We start from the raw sequence: 20,845 nt of genomic DNA, 5'->3' as shown, positions 1-20,845 counted from the left end.
TTTCTTAGTTTTTCTTAGTAGTGTCTACTGCTGTTTTTTTAACTTCAGTTTTTGGTGCGGTTGTAATTGGTGCTTTTGGTTTTACAATTTTGGCCTGTAAAGCAGAGTCTTTTGGTACAGATTCAATTTTAAGAGCCGCGCTTATTCCGCCCAATTTAGCATATTCAGAAAGTAAGCTTTTGTTTAATACCCTTACTTCTAAATCAGTTCTTGTGATTTTCTTTCTTAAATATTTTTCGATCATTAAACTTGCAATCGGACCAGCGACTGTTGCTCCAAAACCTCCATTTTCAATCATAACTGCAATTGCAATTTTTGGATTGTCTTTTGGTGCGAAAGCTACGAAAATGGAGTGATCTTTTAGCTTCTCTCTTTTTCCGTTTATTTTAGCGTAGTTCTCGGCCGTTCCTGTTTTTCCGCAAATATCAATTCCTTCTACTCTAAGTGCGTAAGCGGTACCTTTATTATATACATCAAATAGTCCGCTGATAACGGGCGGGAAATATTTTTGATCAATTGAGGTCACATGTTTTGTAGTGAACTTTTCGTCTATTTTTTCTCCTTCAATCTTCTTAATGATATGAGGAGTATAATAATATCCTTGATTGGCAACTGTTGCCATCATATTGGCTAACTGAATAGGAGTCATTAAAACCTCTCCCTGACCAATTGCATTCGATACAATGGTGGAGCTTCTCCATCCTCCGTTAGGATAAATTCTCTTATATGTTTTTGAAGTTGGAATATTACCTCTCTTTCCAATAGGTAAATCATAACCCATAAATTGTCCTAAACCAAAACTTTTTACGTGATCACTCCAAACATCAACGGCTTTGCCTGGATCTTTATACTTATTGATGGTAAGCATATAGGCTTGTCCAAAATAGGTGTTACAAGAGTTGTAAATTCCGTTATGCAATTGATGAGGTCCAAAACCGTGACATTTCATGAATCGACCACCACCATAACTAAAACCATGATGGCACATGAAAGTCGTTTGTTCGTTTACAACGCCTTCTTGAAGCGCAACCAAACCAGTTAAAATTTTAAAAGGCGAACCTGGAGGATATTCTGCTAATAGTCCTCTGTCGTATAATGGTTTAGCAATCGAATCGTAATATAAAAGCGTATAATTTTTAGATCTCTGACGTCCAACTAGAATTCCAGGATCGTAAGAAGGAGCGGTAACAAGTGCTAAAATTTCACCCGATTTAGGTTCAATAGCAACAATTCCACCTCTTTTGTTGATCATTAGTTCTTCACCATATTTTTGAAGTTCCGCATCAATCGTTAGATTAATATCTTCTCCAGCTACAGCAATAGTATCGTATTTTCCTTCTTTATAGGGACCAATTTCTCGGTTATATTTGTCTTTTTGAATATATTTTACGCCTTTAATTCCGCGTAAAGTTTCTTCGTAGCTTTGTTCTACCCCTTGTTTTCCAATTAAATCACCACTATTATAGTATGGATTTTTTGCAATCTGTTTTTCGTTTACTTGAGTGATAAAACCAAAAATATTTGCTCCATAATCTACTTCGTAATCACGTAGAGATCTTTTTTGGAAATAAAAACCTTCGTATTTTCTGATTTTTTCTTGAAAAGCAGCGAATTCATTTTTATTCAACTGAGATAAAAAAACAGAAGGAAGTCTAGGGCTGTAAACTTTTGCTTTTTCAATACGTTTGTGATATTCCTCTTGAGTAATATTTAAAAGTGCGCAGAATTCAGCTATATTAAGGTCTTCTTTAATCTCTCTCGGAATAACCATAATATCGTAAGAAGCCTGATTTGCAACAAGAAGTTTGCCGTTACGATCGTAAATATAACCTCTTTCGGGATAGTCATAAACTTTTTTTATCGCATTATTTTCTGATTTCAGTTTGAAAGAATCATCGATAACTTGAAGATAAAAGATTCTGATCACTAGCAAAGATGCTGCAATAATAATTATAGTGGGCAGCAGAACTTTTCTCATCGTTTATTGGGCTTAATAAGATAAATTATTATTATGGAAGTAATTATCGTGAAAATAGAACTAAATAAGGTTCGGAGTAAAATGTCCCAGATAAATTTGAACTGGAATGCTTCTAGAACAAATAATACAATATGATGCATTAAAACCGAAACCAATATAAATGAAAAACGTTCTGGTGTTAAAGATTCATTTAGTTTAATAGTTTGATATTCGTAACTCAGTCCAAATGAAAATTTAAAAATATAGGGCCTGTAATATGCTAAAATAACACAGGCAGTGGCATGTATTCCGCCAGAATTACAAAACATATCCATAGTTAATCCAAGTAAGAAACTCGAAATAATCAGGCCTGCTTTATTGCTGTTTACAGGATAAAGAATTATGTATAAAATATACGGAAAAGGACTTATGTATCCTAAGAAATTCATATTGTTGAAAATAACAATCTGAATCGCCAGCAGTATAATAAATCGAAAAATATTGCCTAACACTGCGCTATTCATCTTTTTCCTTTTTTTCTAAATTAATAAGTTCTTCTCTGTCCTTGCTTTTAATAATATAGACGTGTCCTAAGTTAGTCATGTCATTAAATAGTTTCACTTTTATAACATAAAAACTTGTTTGCGTTTCTCTATAAATGGTTTCGACAGTTCCGATATTGATCCCTTCAGGGAAAATTACAGATTGGCCACCAGTTACAATGGTATCTCCTTTTCTAACTGAAGCTAATCTCGGAACATCTTTCAGTTGGACAAAACCAGTGCTTTTTCCATCCCATGTTAAAGAACCGAAATGATTTGATTTTTTCAGCTTGGCATTAATCTGAGATTTCATGTTCAGAATACTGATCACAGTAGAATATCTTGGTGAAGTATTGTCAACAATACCAACAATTCCTAAACTGTTTATTACTCCCATATCTGGTTTTACGCCTTCGTTAGCTCCAGAATTTAAAGTAATAAAGTTTTCGTGAGTGCTGTATGTGTTGTGAATTACTTTTGAAACAATAATATCAGCAGGTTTTACACCTTTGATAGTATCTGGTAAAGGTAATTTTGAAGTGTCTTCTTTATTGAATAAAAGACTTTTTAATCTTGCGTTCTCAAGTACAAGTTCGTCGTTTTCAGCTCTTAAATTCAAATATTCATTAACACGATTGATTTTTTCATAAACACCGCCGCTTAAAAAATTGGCTGAATTTATTACTCTGCTTCTGTGAAAGGAATGGGACTGAATAGTGAGTCCTAACGAAATACCTAAAAGCAGCAAAAACAGCAATCGATTACTGTTTCTTATAATGAAATTAAATATTTGCTGCATTTCTTGTCTGGTTATTTTGTTTCAGGATATGCTTTAAGGTTTCAAGTTTTACAAGGGTTAAATATTGAAAATTTAACCCTCATAAAAGTAAATTGATTGTTATTTTGAATCTTATTTAATTAAGATACTTTTAAATTTTGCAATATTTTTAAGTGCCATTCCTGTACCGCGAACAACAGCTCTTAACGGATCTTCTGCGATGTAAACAGGTAAATCTGTTTTTTGAGAGATACGTTTGTCAAGACCTCTTAACATAGATCCTCCACCTGCTAAATAAATACCAGTATTGTAGATATCTGCTGCTAATTCTGGCGGAGTTTGAGATAATGTTTCCATTACCGCATCCTCGATACGCTGAATCGATTTGTCTAATGCTTTTGCAATTTCGCGGTAAGAAACATCAACTTGTTTTGGTTTTCCAGTAAGTAAATCTCTACCTTGAACAGACATATCTTCTGGCGGTCCGTCTAAATCTTCGATTGCCGCTCCAATTTGAATTTTAATTTTTTCAGCAGTACTTTCTCCTACGAAAAGGTTATGTTGTGTACGCATGTAATAAACGATATCATTCGTGAAAACGTCACCTGCAATTTTTACAGATTTGTCACATACAATTCCGCCTAATGCGATTACAGCAATTTCAGTTGTACCACCTCCGATATCAACAATCATGTTTCCTTTTGGTTGCATGATGTCGATTCCAATACCGATTGCAGCGGCCATTGGTTCGTGAATAAGATAAACTTCTTTTCCGTTTACTCTTTCACAAGATTCTTTTACTGCACGCATTTCAACCTCAGTAATTCCAGACGGAATACAAACTACCATTCTTAAAGCTGGAGTAAACATTCTCTTTTTTAATGCAGGAATGCTTTTAATGAACATATTGATCATTTTTTCTGACGCGTCAAAATCGGCAATTACACCATCTTTCAAAGGCCTTATGGTCTTGATGTTTTCATGCGTTTTACCTTGCATCATGTTGGCTTCTTTACCAACAGCGATGATTTTGCCTGATACTCTGTCGCGTGCTACGATAGAGGGGCTGTCAATAACAACTTTATCATTGTGAATGATTAAAGTGTTTGCGGTACCAAGGTCTATTGCAATATCCTCAGTCATGAAATCAAAAAATCCCATAAGTTTTTTAGGGGTTTAAAATGTTATAAATTATTTTGAACAAAGTTAAACAAATTAATGTTTAAAATGACGAGTTCCTGTAAATACCATTGCAAGATTATTTTCATTGCAATAATTTATACTTAATTCGTCTTTTATCGAACCTCCTGGCTGAATTACTGCTGTAATTCCTGCTTTTTTAGCTAATTCTACACAATCCGGAAACGGGAAAAATGCATCACTTGCCATCGAAGCTCCATTCAAATCAAATCCAAAAGCTTTTGCTTTATCAACAGCTTGAATTAAAGCGTCAACTCTTGAAGTCTGACCTGTACCAGAAGAAATCAATGTTCCGTTTTTAGCAAATACAATAGTGTTTGATTTTGTATTCTTGCAGATTTTAGAAGCAAAGATCAAATCTTCGATCTCTTGCGCAGTAGGTTCTGTTATTGTAACGGTTTTTAAATGCTCTTTATTATCCGTAATATTATTTCTGTCCTGAATTAACAAACCATTAAGACAAGTTCTTACTTGGCGAGCTGGTAATTCAACTTCATTTTGAACTAGAATAATTCTGTTCTTTTTCTCTTGTAAAACCGCTACAGCCTCGTCATCATACGCAGGAGCGATAACCACTTCGCAGAATAATTTGTTGATTTCTTGTGCAGTTTCTAAATCAATTTTTGTGTTAGAAATTAACACTCCGCCAAAAGCAGAAGTTGGATCACAAGCTAAAGCTGCTAAATAAGCCTCGCTAATTGTTTTTCTAGAAGCCAATCCGCAAGCATTATTGTGTTTTAAAATCGCGAATGTTGGTCCGTCTGTTTTAAACTCAGCAATTAAATTTACTGCAGCATCAACATCAAGTAAATTATTGTATGATAATTCTTTTCCGTGAAGTTTGTTGAACATCGCGTCAAAATCTCCAAAGAAGAATCCTTTTTGATGAGGATTTTCACCATATCTTAAAACTTGACCATCTGCAATACTTTCTTTGTAGATAGTTTCGTCTGTATTGAAATAATTAAAAATAGCTCCATCATAGTGAGATGAAACGTGGAATGCTTTAGTAGCCAACAATCTTCTGTTTTCTAGAGTTGTTGCTCCGTCTTGTTCTGTGATTAAATCTAAAAGCAAGCTGTACTCATTAACAGAAGCAACAATTACAGTGTCTTTGAAATTTTTTGCACCAGCACGAATTAATGAAATTCCGCCAATGTCAATTTTTTCAATAATATCTTGTTCACTTGCACCAGAAGCAACTGTTTTTTCAAAAGGATACAAATCAACAATTACCAAATCAATTTGAGGAATGTCAAATTCTTTCATTTGCTGCACATCGCTCTCATTGTCCTGACGATTTAAAATTCCACCAAAAATTTTTGGATGTAAAGTTTTTACTCTTCCTCCAAGAATTTCAGGAAATGAAGTAATATCTTCAACAGGAACTACCGGAATTCCAAGATTTTTAATGAAATCTTCTGTTCCTCCAGTTGAATAAAGTGTTACATTTTGTTCGTGTAATTTTCTAACAATTGGTTCTAATCCATCTTTAGAAAAAACAGAAATTAATGCTGATTGTATTTTTTTTGTTGTGCTCATTGTGTAGTTATGATTTTGAGACTGCAAAAGTAGTTTTTTTATATATTATTTTAAAGAAATTAATGTAACATTATGCTAAAAAAATCTACTGATGAGTAAGTTAACTTTTATTAGGTTTTTGATTTTAAATTATTGAATTTTACTTTATTGAAAAATACGAAAATATGCTTGTTTATCTTAGATTATTAAAAGAAAGTTTGAGTTTCGCCATTAATGCTTTGCGAAATAATAAATTGAGAACTTTGTTGTCTTTATTAGGCGTGACTATTGGTATTTTTTCAATTATTGCGGTCTTGGCGGCGGTTGATTCTTTAGATAAAAAGATTTCGAAAGATTTAAGCAGTTTAGATAAAAATACAATTTATTTAATGAAGTTCTGCTTCGGACCATCTAATATTCCGCAATGGAAACGCGAACAATTTCCAAATGTGAAGTACGACGAATATATAGGCTTGAAAAATTCGATGAATAATACCGATCAAGTCGGATACCAGCTTTTTGTAAATAGAGAAAGTTTAAAATACGATTCTAAAACGGTTAGCGATGTAAATATTATTCCGTCTTCAAACGAAATGGTCGATATCGATGGGTTAAGTTTTGATAAAGGAAGATTTTATAATGAATCTGAATCTAATTCGGGAACTCCAGTTATTGTCTTAGGATATGATATAGCTGATGGACTTTTCGGGACAAGTGATCCTCTTGGAAAAAATATTCGTTTATACGGACAGCGTTTTACTGTAATTGGTGTAATGGCAAAGCAGGGTGCAGGTTTCTTTGGAGACAGTAATGATACTTCTGTTTATCTTCCTGCTAATTTTTTAAGAAGAATGTATGGCGACAGCGATGCAATGACGCCTGTAATTGTATTAAAGCCAGAAAAAGGCGTGGATATGGAAGCTTATAAAGCCGAAGTTGCACAAAAATTAAGAGCAATTCGCGGAATGAAAGCAGGAGAAATGGATAATTTCTTTATCAATGTTCTTTCTGGATTTACCGATTTTATCGACGGTATTTTAGGTCAGATGAATGTAGTAGGATGGATCATCAGCGGATTTTCTCTTCTTGTTGGTGGTTTCGGAATTGCAAATATTATGTTTGTTTCTGTTAAAGAAAGAACCAATCTTATCGGAATTCAAAAATCGCTTGGCGCAAAAAATAAATTTATCTTATTCCAATTTTTGTTTGAAGCAGTAATATTGTCTGTTATTGGAGGGATAATTGGTCTTTTAATGGTTTGGGGAATTGCTTTTCTGCTAACAAAGTTACTGGACTTTGAATTTGTTCTAAGTTTAGGAAATATTCTTTTAGGAACTGGTTTGGCTGCTTTTATTGGTTTGGTTTCTGGAATTCTTCCCGCAGTTTCTGCAGCAAAACTTGATCCTGTAGAGGCAATTAGAACGGGGATGTAGTTTTTTTTTAAAGTTGCTGAGGTTCTGAGTTGCTAAGTTTTTTTAAATAAAATTCCGAAGAAATGAATCATTTTGTAGCAACGGAATTTATTCCGTTGAGAAATGAAAAAACAGGATGTATGAGTTCCGTAGGAACGGGCAATTTTTAGTTGTGATTTAATATTGGTTTTATGAAAGGAAGTGTAATTCTGTTTTTATTCCATTTAATATCTTCATAATTATAGTATTCATCGTTTTTCTTGTATTTTAAAACCGTATCCTCTTCTTGTGTTGTTCTTCTTATAGAAAAAGCTCGTAATTCATTTTCGTTTAAATAAGAAATCAAAATGTTATCTTTAATTGTATCATTTTGTGATGCTATAATTAAGATACGTTTCATCTCATTTTTATTTGTGACATTTTGCTTAATGAAATCGACAATACTGTTATTTGGGACTTTTGTAATTTCAATTGGTTTGATGTCAAAGAAATCTGGAATCGTATCTTTTTCTGATGGAATACAATGCCAAGGAGTATAATTTCTCTGATAAAAATAAAAATCGCCTTTTTGATCTATGATGAGATTGTTGTAGGAGTAAAATCCTGAAGGTGGCGGTGGAATATTTTTCTTTTTTAATTCATTTAAGAATTTGATTTTTTCAACCGAAATTAAATAAGGGGTGTTTTTTTTCTTGTCACAATTCAAAAAAAGAAAACAAATTATAAAACCGATAAAAATTCTCGTCATAGAAGTAAGATTTAAAATAAAGATATAAAAAAATCCCAAGAAGTAATTTCTTGGGATTTTGCGTTTTAAATAGTCTTAAAACTATTTTCTGATATCATTATTTTGAATCAAATCGATATATAAGTTGATCTTATCTTTCAATTCTTTTCTTGGCGTGATAAAGTCTAAGAAACCGTGCTCTAATAAGAACTCAGCAGTTTGGAAACCTTCTGGTAAATCTTTTCCTGTAGTGTCACGAACAACACGAGGTCCAGCAAAACCAATCAAAGCGCCCGGCTCAGAGATGTTAATGTCTCCTAACATTGCGTAAGATGCAGTTGTTCCTCCAGTTGTTGGATCTGTACAAAGAGAGATGTATGGTAATTTAGCTTCCGCTAATTGAGCCAATTTTACAGAAGTTTTTGCTAATTGCATTAAAGAATAAGCAGCTTCCATCATACGTGCTCCACCAGATTTAGAAATCATTACAAAAGGCAATTTGTTTTTGATAGCATGATCAATACCTCTTGCAATTTTTTCACCTACAACTGCTCCCATAGATCCACCGATAAAAGCGAAATCCATACAGCAAATTACAAGTTCTCTTCCTTTAGATTTTCCTACTCCCGTGCGTACAGCGTCTTTAAGATGAGTTTTTTCCATTACATCTTTCAATCTGTCTGCATATTTCTTTGTGTCTACAAAGTGCAAAGGATCTTTTGATGTCATGTTTTTATCTAACTCAACAAATTCGTTGTTGTCGAATAAAATTTCAAAATAGGTTGCGCTTCCAATTCGAACGTGAAAATCATCTTCAGGGCTAACGAATAAATTTCTCGCTAATTCGTCAGCATCAATAATTTTTCCAGTAGGAGATTTGTACCACAATCCTTTCGGAACGTCCATCTTGTCTTCTGTCGCGGTCGTAATCCCTTTTTCTTGTCTTTTAAACCAAGCCATTTTTTTAATTTTAGAATGTAGATTTTAAATTTTAGATTTTTCAATCTGAATTCAAAATTTAAATTTCAGGCTTCATTAGAAATCTGAAATCTAAATTCAAAAATCTAAAATTTAAAGTGTATTTACGTTATTTAAATCTGCAAAAGCTTGTTCAAGTCTTGCGTTGAATGTTACTTCGCTTTCACGAACCCATCTTCTTGGGTCATAATATTTTTTGTTAGGAACATCAGCACCTTCTGGGTTACCAATTTGAGATTTTAAATAGTCAAGGTTTTTAACCATATAATCACGGATTCCTTCAGTGTATGCAAATTGTAAATCTGTATCGATGTTCATTTTGATAACTCCGTAGCTAATTCCTTCTCTGATTTCTTCAAGTGTAGAACCTGAACCTCCGTGGAAAACGAAATCAACTGGATTGTGTCCTGTGTTGAATTTGTTTTGTACGAAATCTTGAGAATTTTTTAAGATTTTTGGAGTTAATTTTACGTTTCCTGGTTTGTAAACACCGTGAACGTTTCCGAAAGCAGCAGCAATTGTAAATTTAGGGCTTACTTTAGATAATTCTTCGTAAGCATAAGCTACTTCTTCTGGTTGTGTGTATAATTTTGAGCTATCAACATCAGAGTTGTCAACACCATCTTCTTCACCACCTGTAATACCAAGTTCGATTTCCAATGTCATGCCCATTTTGCTCATTCTAGCTAAATATTCTTTACAGATCTCGATGTTTTCTTCGATTGGCTCCTCAGACAAATCGATCATGTGAGAACTGAATAATGGTTTTCCTGTTTCTGCGAAGTGTTTTTCAGAAGCATCTAATAAACCATCAATCCAAGGTAAAAGTTTTTTTGCACAGTGGTCAGTATGAAGAATTACAGTTGCTCCGTAAGCTTCTGCCAAAGTGTGAATATGTTTTGCTCCTGCGATTCCTCCCGCGATTGCTGCTTTTTCACCTGCATTTGATAATCCTTTTCCAGCGTTGAATTGTGCTCCTCCGTTAGAAAATTGAATGATAACTGGCGCGTTTAGTTTTGCTGCAGTTTCAAGAACTCCATTAATTGTGCTTGATCCAGTAACGTTTACTGCTGGAAGGGCAAAACCTTTCTCTTTAGCATAATTAAAGATCTCTTGTACTTGATCTCCTGTAGCTACTCCTGGTTTAATGTTGTGTGCCATTGTAATTTTTTTTATAGTTGTTTTTAGTTTTTAGGTTGCAAAAATAAGAATTAATTAGCATTAGAATGGATAATTTATCCCAAAATTTAAAACCGAATGGCCAAAATTGTATTCTTTAAACCATCTGTCCCCCTTGTCATGCGCCGGATTATAGGTCTTGAAGCCTAAATCTAATCGAATCACAAAAAAGCTTAAATCGTATCTTAAACCGAATCCTGTACCCAGAGCAATTTCTTCTAAATCGTTTAAGTTGTCAAATTTCGCTTTTGGATCTACCACATTATCGAGCACATTCCAGATATTTCCGGCATCTGCAAAGAGTGCTCCTTTAACATCTCCAAAAATTTTGAAACGATATTCTATACTCGCCGCAATTTTCATATTGGCTTCATTAAAATCATTTACCGCATTTGTGCTTCCAGGTCCTAATGCATAAGGTTGCCACGCTCTGTTGTCATTTGAACCTCCGCCATAATAACTTCGAGAAAACGGAATGTAATTTGAATTTCCAAAAGGAATTGCAATCCCGAAGAAACTTCTAACTGCCAAAACTTTTTCTTTTCCAAAATCCCAGTGTTTAATATAATCAAACTCAGTTTTAATATATTCGGAATATTCTAAGTTGAAAATCTCGTAATTTCCTCTCGTGTTTTTTTGAAGATTTCCAATTTCAGAAACAAGTGTCAATAAGGTTCCCGCAGATTCAATTTTTGTTCTAAATTGATAAAAGTTATTGTCGGCAAGATCTTTTTTAGTTGTTTTTGTAAAAGTATAACTAGTCGCTAAGATAAAGTCATTTTCGGTCAAACGAACTCTTCTTTCTTCAATGCTTTCTACTTCTTTATATTGTGCGTCGCCGGGTTGTAAAGCCGTGGTATTTGTTAAAACATCGTTGGTAAATCCTGCGGTTCCTGTTGGTATAACTAGGTTTTTTTTAGCTCTTTCTTCTTCTGTTTCTCCCCAGTTTCCAGGTGTTTGATTGTAATCTTTACCAATATTATTCAAATCATCATAAGACGAAGTGTAAACTCTAAAATAATTATCTGGATTTAAGTTACGTACAAATTGCGCGTTTAATAATTCCAGTTTTGCCGTATTATGACGTTTTGGTGTCCAGTTGTATGAAATACCTCCTGTGAAATTTTCTTTGTCCAAACCAATATTTCGCTGTTTAGAAAAACCAGATGTTATAGAAGTATAAGGAATCATACTTTTAGGAATGATTTTCTCTGTTCCAAAAGGGAGCAAAATTCTTGGAAAATTCAGTTTCAAATCCAAACCATATTCTGAAACATTAAAGAAATTATCGTTAGGATTCGCCATATCTCTAGAAGAACCGACATTTAAACGAGCTGAAATCTCCAAAGTTTCTGCACGATTAAATACGTTTCGAATAGTTTCTGAAACACTGGCACCAATACCAAAATCTTGAATATTGGAATGTGTTAAATCAAGAGTAGCTCCAAAACTGTATTTTTTTCTTGGCGTTAAATAAACATTTGCAATAAGAGATTGTGCAGTAGAATCTCTTTTGTCAACTTCATACTGAATAGAAGGATAATTAAAAACCCTTAAATTGTTTAAATATCTTGAAGATAATGTCGTTCTAAAGTCAGCAAAAGTGCTTCCTTTTGTGATGAAAATAGCGTCTGTAATAGCGCGCGGTTTGTATTTCAGTTTATTATAACTGTAAAGATTGAAATTATTGTAAGTTGTACTATCCGTTGGTTTCTTCTTTGCATTTGCAGCCGAATAATCTGTGTAGATATTTACATCGCTAATGGTATACAGTTTAAAAGGTTCTGTACGGCTAGAATCTCTTCCTTGAATAGTATTGTCGCTAATTTTTAGAGTTACATCTGCTTTTGCTTTTTTTCCAATAGTATCAATGTCGAAAGTTACATAAGTTGGCTGAAAATAATAAGCTCCGTGATTTCTAAAATAAGTTGTGATACGATTTTTTTCATCTTCAAAATCCGTTGTTTTGTATTGATTTCCAGATTTTAATAAAGAAGGCTCTGGATTAGTTGTATACAAAGAATCTAACGCCGGAGTTTTAATGCTTGTTCTAATAGTGTCTAATTTATACGCAGGTCCTGTTGTAATGTTATAATTTATTGCAGCTCTTTTACGACCTACAGTATCAATGGTATAATCTGTTATAACGTTAAAATAACCATTATTGAAATAATAATATTTTAAACGTAATAATGACTTTTTAGTTTTTGCTGTATCAACAATTACCGGTGGTTCACCAGTGCTTTTTAAAAACTCATGAATTCCTTTATAATAAAAAGATTGCCCAAGACGATCAACCTGTTTTGCTGAAAATATTTTAGACATACGCTCATATTTTCCAGGATTGTTTTTGAATTTTGCCTGATAAGTCGAATCTGGATTTAAATTGGCTAAATTGTATAAATTCAAACGAAGTTTATAACCTAATAGTTTTCCGTTAGGTTTTTGATACATTTGATTAGAAGCCGTTTCATCATTTGTCGACTTTCCATTTACCAAAATATTGTTTTTTACAAGAAGGTTTTTTCCATCGGGAACTCTTTTTACGGCATTACAAGCGCAAATTAATATTGCAATTAGAATAAATGCTATTATTTTTGTGGAATTATTTTTCAAGTGTTGTTAAATATTTAATTCAAAAGTACATTATTTTATGGTTAGTAAAAACCAAATAAAGCTTATCTCAGGCTTACATCAAAAAAAGCAGCGTTTTGTTAATCAATTATTTTTTGCCGAAGGAGTAAAAGTAATTCAAGAATTGCTGCAATCCAATTTTGAATTAGAACATTTATACACGACGTTAAATGATTTTGAAGCCGTTCAGTCTTCAAAACGAACTATAATTAATGAGCAAGAACTTAAGAAAATAAGTGCTTTGTCAACTCCAAATTCTTGTTTAGCAGTTTTTAAAATTCCAGCCGAAAAGAAAATTATCGATTCAGGTCTGATTTTAGCTTTAGACGATATTCGAGATCCTGGAAATCTTGGAACTATTTTACGTCTGTGCGATTGGTTTGGCATTAAACAGGTAATTTGTTCAAAAGAAACAGTAGATATTTACAATCCAAAAGTGGTACAAGCTACAATGGGATCTATTTCTAGAGTAAATGTTAACTATCTTGATTTGAATGTTTTCCTAACGCAAACCAAACTGCCTGTTTTTGGAACTTTTATGGACGGAGAAAATATTTATCAATCTAATTTACCTCATGACGGAATCATTATAATGGGTAATGAAGCCAATGGGATATCATCTGAAATTGAAAAATTAGTAACTTCTCGTCTAACAATTCCTAGATTTGGAGACCTGCAAAAAACCGAAAGTTTAAATGTAGCTACCGCAACAGCAATTATTCTTAGTGAATTTAAACGAAATAGTTAAGATTTTGTTTTAATGAAAAGTGAAATTTATTAAAATCGCTCTAGATTTCATTGAATCGATATTGTCTGTGTAAGCGCTAGGCGAGGTGTTGTCTCGAATTAATTCGTCTGTTATGCCGAACATTCCTCTTACTGAAGGAGAAAAGATGAAATATTCGGTAAAAATGTCAATTCCAAAACCAACTTCATAAGCAGCTGTCCATTGTTTTACTCTAAATTTCTGCTGGTAATTATCGTCCTGAGATTTGGAATTACTAGATAAATTTAAAGTTGTAGACATACCGCCCACTAAATAAGGTCTAACGTTTCCTGTGCGCAAAGCCGAGAATTTTAATAATAATGGAAAATGAATATATGTACTATTTACCTCTCTTAAATAATCATTCTCTGATGTTCCTACACCAGGAAAGTATAAATCACGTTTTGTATAATATAATCCAGGTTCAAAACGAAGATTAATATATTCCTGCAATCTCAAATCGGCTACAACACCAACATTAAACCCCGTAGTTTTTTTTACCTGAATATCATCGGGAACTGGGGTTTTGTAATCAAATTTAAAGTCAAAACTGTTAAAGCCTAAATAATAGCCAAAGTAGACACGCTGCTTTTGCCAGTTTTCAAGATTAATAATAGGGTCTTTGCTAAATAGATTTTTAGCAAATTGCGAATATCCTTTTGTAGTTAAGACTAATAAAAATAAGATTACAGCTTTTTTCATACTATTTTTTAGATGCAGAATAAATTGTTGCGACACCAAAAGTTTGAGGCATTGCCACAACATCTATAAACCCAGTTTTTCTCAAAATATTGTTTAAGGCTTCTCCATATGGAAAAGCAGCAGCAGATTCAGATAAATAACCATAAGCGTCATTATCCTTAGAAAATAATTTTCCAATTAAAGGCAATATATTTTTGCTGTAAAAATTGTAACCTTGTTTGTACGGAAATTTGTCTGGCACAGAAGTTTCTAAGATTACAAAAACACCTCCAGGTTTTAGAACTCTTAAAATTTCGGCAAAACCTTTTTCAAGATGTTCAAAGTTTCTAACTCCAAAACCAACAGTGATAGCATCAAAATAATTGTCTTCAAAAGGCATATTTTCAGAATCGCCTAAAACTAATTCAATTATATTAGAGAGATTTTTTTCTTCAACTTTCTTTTTTCCAACTTCCAGCATTCCAGCAGAAATATCAAGACCGATAATTTTTTCAGCTTTAGTTTGTGTCAATAAAATAGCTAAATCACCTGTTCCAGTTGCAATGTCTAAAACGATTTTTGGTTTTTTGTCTGAGACTATTTTTAATACTTTTTTACGCCACTTTACATCAATTCCAAACGAGATGACACGATTTAAATTATCGTAGTTCCCAGAAATGGTGTCGAACATTTGGGTTACTTGCTCTTTTTTACCTAAAGAAGAGTCTTTATACGGAGTTATTTTTTCAGACATTTTTTTTATTTAGGCAAATATAAACAATCTAGTTAAACTGTAATTGAGTTTTTTGCTTAGTAATTAAATGTTTTAAAAGGATTTGTTTTAAGCTTTTAAAAGCATCCCTAAATCTAGGTATTTTGCTAAAATCACTAAAAGTTGGTATTGTGCATTGTTCCTATTTTGAACAACTTTGCTGAAGTAAAAATGATTAAGTTTTAAATGATTGATAAACCAACAATGACTTAAATCAGATAAATACTTTTTTGTGCTGGTATTTTATCTGTTCTTGAAAAAGTTTTGAATAGTATTATTCTTTGGGGGGATATACTAATTTTGAAGCGCAAAATACGTTCTTAGGATTAAATTTGTTTTTGGAAATTTTAATTTTCTGCCTTTAATATCTTAGTGGTATTTGTTATTAAAGGCTTTTTGAGATTTAGGTCTCAAATTAACATTAAATGTTATTCAGTTTATCAAATGTTTTAAACATTTGTGATTTTTAACAAAGCTAATTCTTGAACGAGTCCGGTTAGAAAAATCGATCATTTTAAAAACATCCTCTGAAAAGAGGATGTTTTTTATTTTCTAATATATGTTTCGTAAGTATAATCGAAAAGATGTTTTTCATCTTTAAAGTTTTCTTCAGATTCTACCAAAATCCATTCGTTTTTATTCAATTTAGGAAAGAAAGCATCTGCTTCAAAAGTATGATGAACTTTTGTAAGTTCAATTATATCTGTAAAAGGAAGCGCTAAATTGTAAATTTCACCTCCGCCTATAATATAATTATCTTCATTTTCAGGACATATTGCGATTGCTTTTTCAATACTATCAACAACAATACAGCCTTCTGGTTTATAGTTTTCCTGACGTGTTATTACAACATGCGTGCGATTAGGCAATGGTTTTGGGAAACTTTCAAAAGTTTTTCTACCCATAATAATATAATGACCAGTAGTAAGAGATTTGAATCTTTTGAAATCATTTGGCAAGTGCCATACTAATTCATTATTTTTTCCAAGCGCATTATTTTCGGCAGCTGCCGCTATCATTATAATCATGGTAGGTGTTTACTAAATTTTATTCTGATTTTCTTGGTCAATTGAAGATTCAAGCTGACTAATTCTTTTTTGCTGTAAAGCAACTAATCTGTCAATTTGTTCTCTTTCCCATTTTTTATTCATAAAGCGATCAGTGATATATACTTTAATAAAATGCAGGATAAAAATAAAAAGCCAGATTGTTATACCCCAAATACACCAATTTTGGGTTGTTCCTTCTCCAAAACCAAAAAATCTATTGGCAATAAATAAAAATAAACTTCCAAGTAGGAAAAGAACAAAATGAAGATATAAAACTTTTTTTTGTCTTAATCGTCGTCTAGCGTATTCGTATTGTTCGTGCACTTCTTTTTCCATAAGATAAAAATGAGATTATAAAGTTAAAATTTATTTTTGAAAGTCAATATTTTGACTACAGAATATTTGTCTTTAAAAACGCAGTGAATTTGAAATACAAAATTTTAAGCACTTTAAATTACAGATAAAGCTAAAATAAGTTGCTCTTTTTAATATTATGATAAATCGAATAGTGTAGTGGTGAAGGTTTCGTCGATTTTGATTAATTTTAGTTATATAAATCTAAAAACTAAATAGTTATGTCTTTAAAGAAGCAATTCGTAAAAACGAAACCCGTATGTAAAGTTACATTTTCTATAGATGCCAAAGATGCTGATTCGGCAGCGGTCGTTGGAGATTTTAATAATTGGAATGTTGAGGAAGGAACTTTAAGTAAGCTGAAAAATGGTACTTTTAAAGCTACTTATGATTTGGTTAAAGATGCGATTTATGAATTTAAGTACGTAATTGACGGCATCTATGTAAATGATCCTGAAGCAGATTTTTACAAATGGAATGATTACGCTGGTAGCGAAAACAGTGTATTAGTTGTATAAAAAAATCCGCTTAGTAAGCGGATTTTTTATTTTATACAGCAACACTTCCTTTAATAGCAGGATGTGGATCATAGTCAACTAAGGTAAAATCATTGAAATCAAAATCGAAAATGTTTTTAATCTCTGGATTTAAAATCATTTTTGGTAATGGTTTTGGTTCGCGTGTTAATTGCAATTTCAATTGTTCAAAATGATTATTGTAAATATGTGCATCACCAAAAGTGTGGATAAAATCTCCTGCTTCTAAATCGCAAACCTGAGCAATCATCATCGTCAATAATGCATAAGAAGCAATATTAAAAGGAACGCCTAAAAAGATATCAGCACTTCTTTGGTATAATTGACAAGAAAGTTTCCCTTTAGTTTCGCCTTTTTCTAAATCTGGAGCGGCAACATAAAACTGAAAAAATGCATGACATGGAGGTAATGCTGCTTTATTGTTTGCAACATTTTCCTCAAAAGACTTTTTAGTATCTGGTAAAACCGAAGGATTCCAAGCAGAAACCAACATTCTTCGGCTGTTAGGATTTGTCTTTAATTCGGTAATTAATTCAGAAATCTGATCTATTTCTTCACTATTCCAATTTCTCCATTGATGTCCATAAACAGGACCTAAATCACCGTTAGAATCTGCCCATTCATCCCAGATTTTAACTCCGTTTTCCTGAAGATATTTGATATTCGTATCGCCTTTTAAAAACCAAAGCAATTCGTAAATAATCGATTTTAAATGTAATTTTTTGGTCGTAACCATTGGGAAACCTTCACTTAAATCAAAACGCATTTGATATCCGAAAACGCTTTTTGTTCCAGTCCCTGTACGATCTCCTTTTTGATTGCCGTTTTCTAAAACGTGTTTTACTAAATCTAAGTATTGTTTCATAATTGCTTTAAGCTTTATGCTGTAGGCTTTAAGCTTTTGCCTAACGCTTACGTTTGATCATTAATTTCTTTTTTGCTTCATGCTTTACGCTTATTGCCTAAAGCTTGTAGCGTAATGCCTAACGTTTCGAGATTTCGTCTCTAATTTTTGCTGCTTTTTCGTAATCTTCTTGAGAAACTGCTTGGTCAAGAAGGTCATTTAATTCTTGTAAACTGTGTTTAGAATATACGTCACCAGATTGGTTGCTTTCTTCTTCACGCCCGAAAGTTTCAGGGTTAGAAAGAACATCGTCAATTTCTTGAGCTCCAGAATCTGTTTCGGCAGTATTCGATTTTAAATAAATTCCGGCTTTATCCAAGATGTTTTTATAGGTGAAAATCGGAGCATTAAATCGCAATGCTAACGCAATGGCATCAGAAGTTCTCGCATCAATAATTTCTTCGATTTTATCTCTTTCGCAAATTAAACTAGAATAAAAAACACCATCAACAAGTTTATGAATAATAACTTGTTTTACTACTATGTCAAATCTTTCAGCAAAATTTTTGAATAAATCGTGTGTTAATGGACGAGGTGGTTTTATCTCTTTTTCTAAAGCAATAGCGATTGACTGGGCTTCGAAAGCGCCAATTACAATAGGTAATTTTCTTTCACCATCAACTTCATTCAAAATTAAGGCATAAGCGCCATTTTGAGTTTGACTGTATGAAATTCCTTTTATAGATAATTTTACTAGACTCATATATGTTTGTAAAACGGGCACTTAGCACCGCATTTTAATGCTTTTTGTGTTTGAAAAATAAAGCTGCAATTTTAGTCAAAAAATATGGAACAAAAAAGCTGCCTATAAACAAAGATACAATATCTTGTTTTTAGGCAGCAAATATTTTGAAGAGAATTCTTGAATTAAGAATGCTGAGCTTTAAAAGCTTTTAATTTCTCTGTTAATTGCGGTATAATTTCAAAAGCATCGCCAACAACGCCATAATCAGCAACTTTAAAGAATGGAGCTTCAGGATCATTATTGATTACAACTTTTACTTTAGATGAGTTAATACCCGCAATGTGCTGGATAGCTCCAGAGATTCCAACTGCAATATATAAGTTAGTTGCAACTGGTTTTCCTGTTTGTCCAACGTGCTCGCTATGAGGTCTCCATCCTAAATCTGAAACTGGTTTAGAACATGCAGTTGCAGCGCCTAAAACAGCAGCAAGATCTTCAATTAACCCCCAATTTTCTGGACCTTTTAATCCACGTCCGCCAGAAACTACAATATCAGCATCGGCGATAGAAACTTTTCCAGAAACTTTTTCTACAGATTCTACTTTTACACCAAAATCGTTATCTCCGATTGTTGGGTTAAAATCTTCTTCAGTTGCAGATCCTGCACTTTCGAAAATTCCGTAAGAGTTTTTAGCTAGACCAAGAACTTTTACATCGGTATCAATTTGTGTAATATTAAAAGCTTTGTTTGAGAAAGCATTTCTTTTTACTTGGAAAGGAGAAGTGCTAACAGGTAATCCTACAACATTTGAAGCGAAACCAGCTTCTAAAGAAACGGCTACTAATGATGAAAGATAAATGCTGTCTGTTGTTGAGGAAAGTAAAACTAATTTAGTTCCTTCTTTTTGAGCAGCTTGTTTAATTACGTCGGCGTAAGCTTTGGCAGTAAAACCAGCTAATTTGTCGTTGTTTACTTTTAGAACTTTATCAACTCCGTATTTGCCCAATTCGCTTACGTCACTAATGTTTACAGTTAAAGCTGTAACAGTTGTTCCTAAACTTTCGGCTACTTTTTTTGCGTAAGAAGCTAATTCGAAAGCTACTTTTTTAAATTTTCCTTCTGCAGATTCTGCATATATTAATATTGACATAATAATTTTAGATTTTAGATTTTAGATTTCAGATTTTTAAAATTGAAATCTAAAAAGATTATTGATTTTAGATTTTGAAGTGAATCAAATGTTGATTTTAGATTTAGTATTGCGATCTGCAATCTAAAATCTACAATCTTAAATCACTTTAGCCTCGTTGTGTAATAAATTGATTAACTCATCTAAATTATCAGGAGAAACTAATTTTACTGCTGATTTTGGAGCTGGTTTTTCAAATTTCACTGCTTTTGTATTTGCAGGAGCGTCAACTGGCTCAAGAATAGTTAAAGCTTTAGTTCTTGCAGTCATAATTCCTCTCATATTCGGAATACGTAAATCTTTTTCTTCAACAAGACCTTTTTGAGCTCCAATAATTAATGGTAGAGTAGTGCTTACAGTTTCTTTTCCTCCATCAATTTCACGAACTGCTTTTACGTTAGTTCCGTCAACAGTTAGAGATGTGCAAGAGTTTAAAAAGTTTGATCCTAAAATTCCTGCAATCATTCCAGGAACCATTCCGCCATTATAATCTAAAGATTCTTTTCCTGCAATTACAAGATCGTAACCACCGTTTTTAATTACTTCTGCTAATTGTTTTGCAACAAAAAATCCGTCAGTTGGATTTGCGTTTACACGAATAGCTTCATTAGCACCAATTGCCAAAGCTTTACGCAATGTTGGTTCTGTATCTGGACCACCAACGTTTACAACCGTTACATTTGCACCTTGTTGTTCTTGGAACCAGATTGCACGCGTAAGACCGAATTCGTCGTTAGGATTAATTACATATTGTACGCCGGCTGTATCAAATTCTGAATCGCCGTTTGTAAAGTTAATTTTTGAAGTAGTATCAGGCACATGGCTGATGCAAACTAGTATTTTCATAAGTATATATTTTGAATTTATAATATGCTTTTACAAATTTAGAATATTATTTGGAATAATTATACTATGCACGCATAATATTTTTTAAAACTATTACGATTTCGTGAATTACGTTATTTTGGATGAATTTAATC

General features: G+C 32.7%; 20 protein-coding genes. 3 read left to right on the top strand and 17 right to left on the bottom strand.

The features are described 5' to 3' along the window. Positions 1 to 4: 4 nt before the first annotated feature. The 5 genes from mrdA to purH all read right to left on the bottom strand — a co-directional run bounded on the left by mrdA (position 5) and on the right by purH (position 6,019). A complete protein-coding gene (mrdA, locus tag P0R33_RS10525) occupies positions 5 to 1,978 on the bottom strand; it encodes a penicillin-binding protein 2 (protein ID WP_276175396.1) in 1,974 nt (657 codons plus the stop codon). Further along, positions 1,975 to 2,481 (bottom strand): rod shape-determining protein MreD, encoded by a 507-nt coding sequence (locus tag P0R33_RS10520; RefSeq protein WP_276175395.1) that lies wholly within the window; start codon positions 2,479 to 2,481, stop codon positions 1,975 to 1,977. The genes mrdA and P0R33_RS10520 overlap by 4 nt, the downstream gene beginning before the upstream one ends. Then, the gene (gene mreC / locus P0R33_RS10515) at positions 2,474 to 3,298 is read right to left on the bottom strand and encodes a rod shape-determining protein MreC (RefSeq protein WP_276175394.1); all 825 of its coding nucleotides are present in this window, start codon (positions 3,296 to 3,298) and stop codon (positions 2,474 to 2,476) included. Before mreC ends, P0R33_RS10520 begins: the two co-directional genes overlap by 8 nt. 111 nt (positions 3,299 to 3,409) lie before the next feature. Continuing rightward, positions 3,410 to 4,438 (bottom strand): rod shape-determining protein, encoded by a 1,029-nt coding sequence (locus P0R33_RS10510; protein ID WP_008466528.1) that lies wholly within the window; start codon positions 4,436 to 4,438, stop codon positions 3,410 to 3,412. Positions 4,439 to 4,492: 54 nt separating this feature from the next. After that, positions 4,493 to 6,019, bottom strand: a complete 1,527-nt coding sequence (gene purH, locus P0R33_RS10505; RefSeq protein ID WP_276175393.1) for a bifunctional phosphoribosylaminoimidazolecarboxamide formyltransferase/IMP cyclohydrolase — start codon at positions 6,017 to 6,019, stop codon at positions 4,493 to 4,495. A 164-nt stretch (positions 6,020 to 6,183) separates the two neighbouring features. On the opposite strand from purH, the gene P0R33_RS10500 reads away from it, so the two are divergent. Continuing rightward, positions 6,184 to 7,431: an ABC transporter permease gene (locus P0R33_RS10500; protein WP_276175392.1), complete on the top strand. Its 1,248-nt coding sequence runs from the start codon at positions 6,184 to 6,186 to the stop codon at positions 7,429 to 7,431. Positions 7,432 to 7,576: 145 nt separating this feature from the next. On the opposite strand, the gene P0R33_RS10495 is transcribed toward P0R33_RS10500, so the two are convergent. From P0R33_RS10495 to P0R33_RS10480, 4 genes are all read right to left on the bottom strand, one after another. After that, positions 7,577 to 8,158 carry a hypothetical protein gene (locus tag P0R33_RS10495; RefSeq protein ID WP_276175391.1) on the bottom strand — a complete coding sequence of 194 codons (582 nt, stop codon included), beginning with the start codon at positions 8,156 to 8,158 and terminating at the stop codon, positions 7,577 to 7,579. Between the two features lie 81 nt (positions 8,159 to 8,239). Further along, entirely contained in the window at positions 8,240 to 9,097 is an 858-nt protein-coding gene (accD, locus tag P0R33_RS10490) for an acetyl-CoA carboxylase, carboxyltransferase subunit beta (protein WP_008466538.1), read from the bottom strand. Between the two features lie 111 nt (positions 9,098 to 9,208). Then, a complete protein-coding gene (gene fbaA, locus P0R33_RS10485) occupies positions 9,209 to 10,276 on the bottom strand; it encodes a class II fructose-bisphosphate aldolase (RefSeq protein ID WP_229354528.1) in 1,068 nt (355 codons plus the stop codon). A 60-nt stretch (positions 10,277 to 10,336) separates the two neighbouring features. Beyond that, positions 10,337 to 12,910 carry a BamA/TamA family outer membrane protein gene (locus tag P0R33_RS10480; protein ID WP_276175390.1) on the bottom strand — a complete coding sequence of 858 codons (2,574 nt, stop codon included), beginning with the start codon at positions 12,908 to 12,910 and terminating at the stop codon, positions 10,337 to 10,339. Positions 12,911 to 12,947: 37 nt separating this feature from the next. On the opposite strand from P0R33_RS10480, the gene P0R33_RS10475 reads away from it, so the two are divergent. Beyond that, positions 12,948 to 13,676 carry an RNA methyltransferase gene (locus P0R33_RS10475; RefSeq protein ID WP_276175389.1) on the top strand — a complete coding sequence of 243 codons (729 nt, stop codon included), beginning with the start codon at positions 12,948 to 12,950 and terminating at the stop codon, positions 13,674 to 13,676. Positions 13,677 to 13,685: 9 nt separating this feature from the next. On the opposite strand, the gene P0R33_RS10470 is transcribed toward P0R33_RS10475, so the two are convergent. The 4 genes from P0R33_RS10470 to P0R33_RS10455 form a co-directional block, all read right to left on the bottom strand. Further along, positions 13,686 to 14,396: a porin family protein gene (locus P0R33_RS10470; RefSeq protein ID WP_276175388.1), complete on the bottom strand. Its 711-nt coding sequence runs from the start codon at positions 14,394 to 14,396 to the stop codon at positions 13,686 to 13,688. 1 nt (position 14,397) lies between these two features. Then, positions 14,398 to 15,129 carry a bifunctional demethylmenaquinone methyltransferase/2-methoxy-6-polyprenyl-1,4-benzoquinol methylase UbiE gene (ubiE, locus tag P0R33_RS10465; protein ID WP_276175387.1) on the bottom strand — a complete coding sequence of 244 codons (732 nt, stop codon included), beginning with the start codon at positions 15,127 to 15,129 and terminating at the stop codon, positions 14,398 to 14,400. Between the two features lie 563 nt (positions 15,130 to 15,692). After that, a complete protein-coding gene (locus P0R33_RS10460) occupies positions 15,693 to 16,175 on the bottom strand; it encodes a dihydrofolate reductase (RefSeq protein WP_276175385.1) in 483 nt (160 codons plus the stop codon). A gap of 12 nt (positions 16,176 to 16,187) precedes the next feature. Beyond that, complete coding sequence (locus tag P0R33_RS10455; protein WP_276175383.1) at positions 16,188 to 16,532, bottom strand: 2TM domain-containing protein; 345 nt, start codon at positions 16,530 to 16,532, stop codon at positions 16,188 to 16,190. Positions 16,533 to 16,771: 239 nt separating this feature from the next. On the opposite strand from P0R33_RS10455, the gene P0R33_RS10450 reads away from it, so the two are divergent. Beyond that, the gene (locus tag P0R33_RS10450) at positions 16,772 to 17,068 is read left to right on the top strand and encodes an isoamylase early set domain-containing protein (protein WP_229354535.1); all 297 of its coding nucleotides are present in this window, start codon (positions 16,772 to 16,774) and stop codon (positions 17,066 to 17,068) included. Positions 17,069 to 17,099: 31 nt separating this feature from the next. Here P0R33_RS10450 and P0R33_RS10445 read toward each other — a convergent pair whose 3' ends face one another. The 4 genes from P0R33_RS10445 to P0R33_RS10430 form a co-directional block, all read right to left on the bottom strand. Then, entirely contained in the window at positions 17,100 to 17,951 is an 852-nt protein-coding gene (locus tag P0R33_RS10445; RefSeq protein ID WP_276175381.1) for a thymidylate synthase, read from the bottom strand. A 118-nt stretch (positions 17,952 to 18,069) separates the two neighbouring features. Beyond that, the gene (locus P0R33_RS10440; RefSeq protein ID WP_229354537.1) at positions 18,070 to 18,693 is read right to left on the bottom strand and encodes a bifunctional nuclease family protein; all 624 of its coding nucleotides are present in this window, start codon (positions 18,691 to 18,693) and stop codon (positions 18,070 to 18,072) included. 164 nt (positions 18,694 to 18,857) lie between these two features. Continuing rightward, entirely contained in the window at positions 18,858 to 19,826 is a 969-nt protein-coding gene (locus tag P0R33_RS10435) for an electron transfer flavoprotein subunit alpha/FixB family protein (protein ID WP_276175379.1), read from the bottom strand. Between the two features lie 138 nt (positions 19,827 to 19,964). Further along, on the bottom strand, positions 19,965 to 20,711 hold the full coding sequence (locus P0R33_RS10430; protein ID WP_276175377.1) for an electron transfer flavoprotein subunit beta/FixA family protein: 747 nt from the start codon (positions 20,709 to 20,711) through the stop codon (positions 19,965 to 19,967). Between the last annotated feature and the right edge of the window lie 134 nt (positions 20,712 to 20,845).

Source organism: Flavobacterium sp. YJ01 (genome assembly GCF_029320955.1).
Taxonomy (GTDB): Bacteria; Bacteroidota; Bacteroidia; order Flavobacteriales; family Flavobacteriaceae; genus Flavobacterium.
This window is presented reverse-complemented; position numbering and strand designations above follow the sequence as displayed.

Bases quoted from the DNA above. Each gene is read 5' to 3' on its own strand.
- P0R33_RS10495 (WP_276175391.1), bottom strand. From the start codon at position 8,158: ATGACGAGAATTTTTATCGGTTTTATAATTTGTTTTCTTTTTTTGAAT.
- P0R33_RS10455 (WP_276175383.1), bottom strand. From the start codon at position 16,532: ATGGAAAAAGAAGTGCACGAACAATACGAATACGCTAGACGACGATTA.
- purH (WP_276175393.1), bottom strand. From the start codon at position 6,019: ATGAGCACAACAAAAAAAATACAATCAGCATTAATTTCTGTTTTTTCT.
- P0R33_RS10450 (WP_229354535.1), top strand. From the start codon at position 16,772: ATGTCTTTAAAGAAGCAATTCGTAAAAACGAAACCCGTATGTAAAGTT.
- mreC (WP_276175394.1), bottom strand. From the start codon at position 3,298: ATGCAGCAAATATTTAATTTCATTATAAGAAACAGTAATCGATTGCTG.
- fbaA (WP_229354528.1), bottom strand. From the start codon at position 10,276: ATGGCACACAACATTAAACCAGGAGTAGCTACAGGAGATCAAGTACAA.
- ubiE (WP_276175387.1), bottom strand. From the start codon at position 15,129: ATGTCTGAAAAAATAACTCCGTATAAAGACTCTTCTTTAGGTAAAAAA.
- P0R33_RS10460 (WP_276175385.1), bottom strand. From the start codon at position 16,175: ATGATTATAATGATAGCGGCAGCTGCCGAAAATAATGCGCTTGGAAAA.
- P0R33_RS10430 (WP_276175377.1), bottom strand. From the start codon at position 20,711: ATGAAAATACTAGTTTGCATCAGCCATGTGCCTGATACTACTTCAAAA.
- P0R33_RS10440 (WP_229354537.1), bottom strand. From the start codon at position 18,693: ATGAGTCTAGTAAAATTATCTATAAAAGGAATTTCATACAGTCAAACT.
- P0R33_RS10510 (WP_008466528.1), bottom strand. From the start codon at position 4,438: ATGGGATTTTTTGATTTCATGACTGAGGATATTGCAATAGACCTTGGT.
- mrdA (WP_276175396.1), bottom strand. From the start codon at position 1,978: ATGAGAAAAGTTCTGCTGCCCACTATAATTATTATTGCAGCATCTTTG.
- accD (WP_008466538.1), bottom strand. From the start codon at position 9,097: ATGGCTTGGTTTAAAAGACAAGAAAAAGGGATTACGACCGCGACAGAA.
- P0R33_RS10470 (WP_276175388.1), bottom strand. From the start codon at position 14,396: ATGAAAAAAGCTGTAATCTTATTTTTATTAGTCTTAACTACAAAAGGA.
- P0R33_RS10475 (WP_276175389.1), top strand. From the start codon at position 12,948: ATGGTTAGTAAAAACCAAATAAAGCTTATCTCAGGCTTACATCAAAAA.
- P0R33_RS10435 (WP_276175379.1), bottom strand. From the start codon at position 19,826: ATGTCAATATTAATATATGCAGAATCTGCAGAAGGAAAATTTAAAAAA.
- P0R33_RS10445 (WP_276175381.1), bottom strand. From the start codon at position 17,951: ATGAAACAATACTTAGATTTAGTAAAACACGTTTTAGAAAACGGCAAT.
- P0R33_RS10500 (WP_276175392.1), top strand. From the start codon at position 6,184: ATGCTTGTTTATCTTAGATTATTAAAAGAAAGTTTGAGTTTCGCCATT.
- P0R33_RS10520 (WP_276175395.1), bottom strand. From the start codon at position 2,481: ATGAATAGCGCAGTGTTAGGCAATATTTTTCGATTTATTATACTGCTG.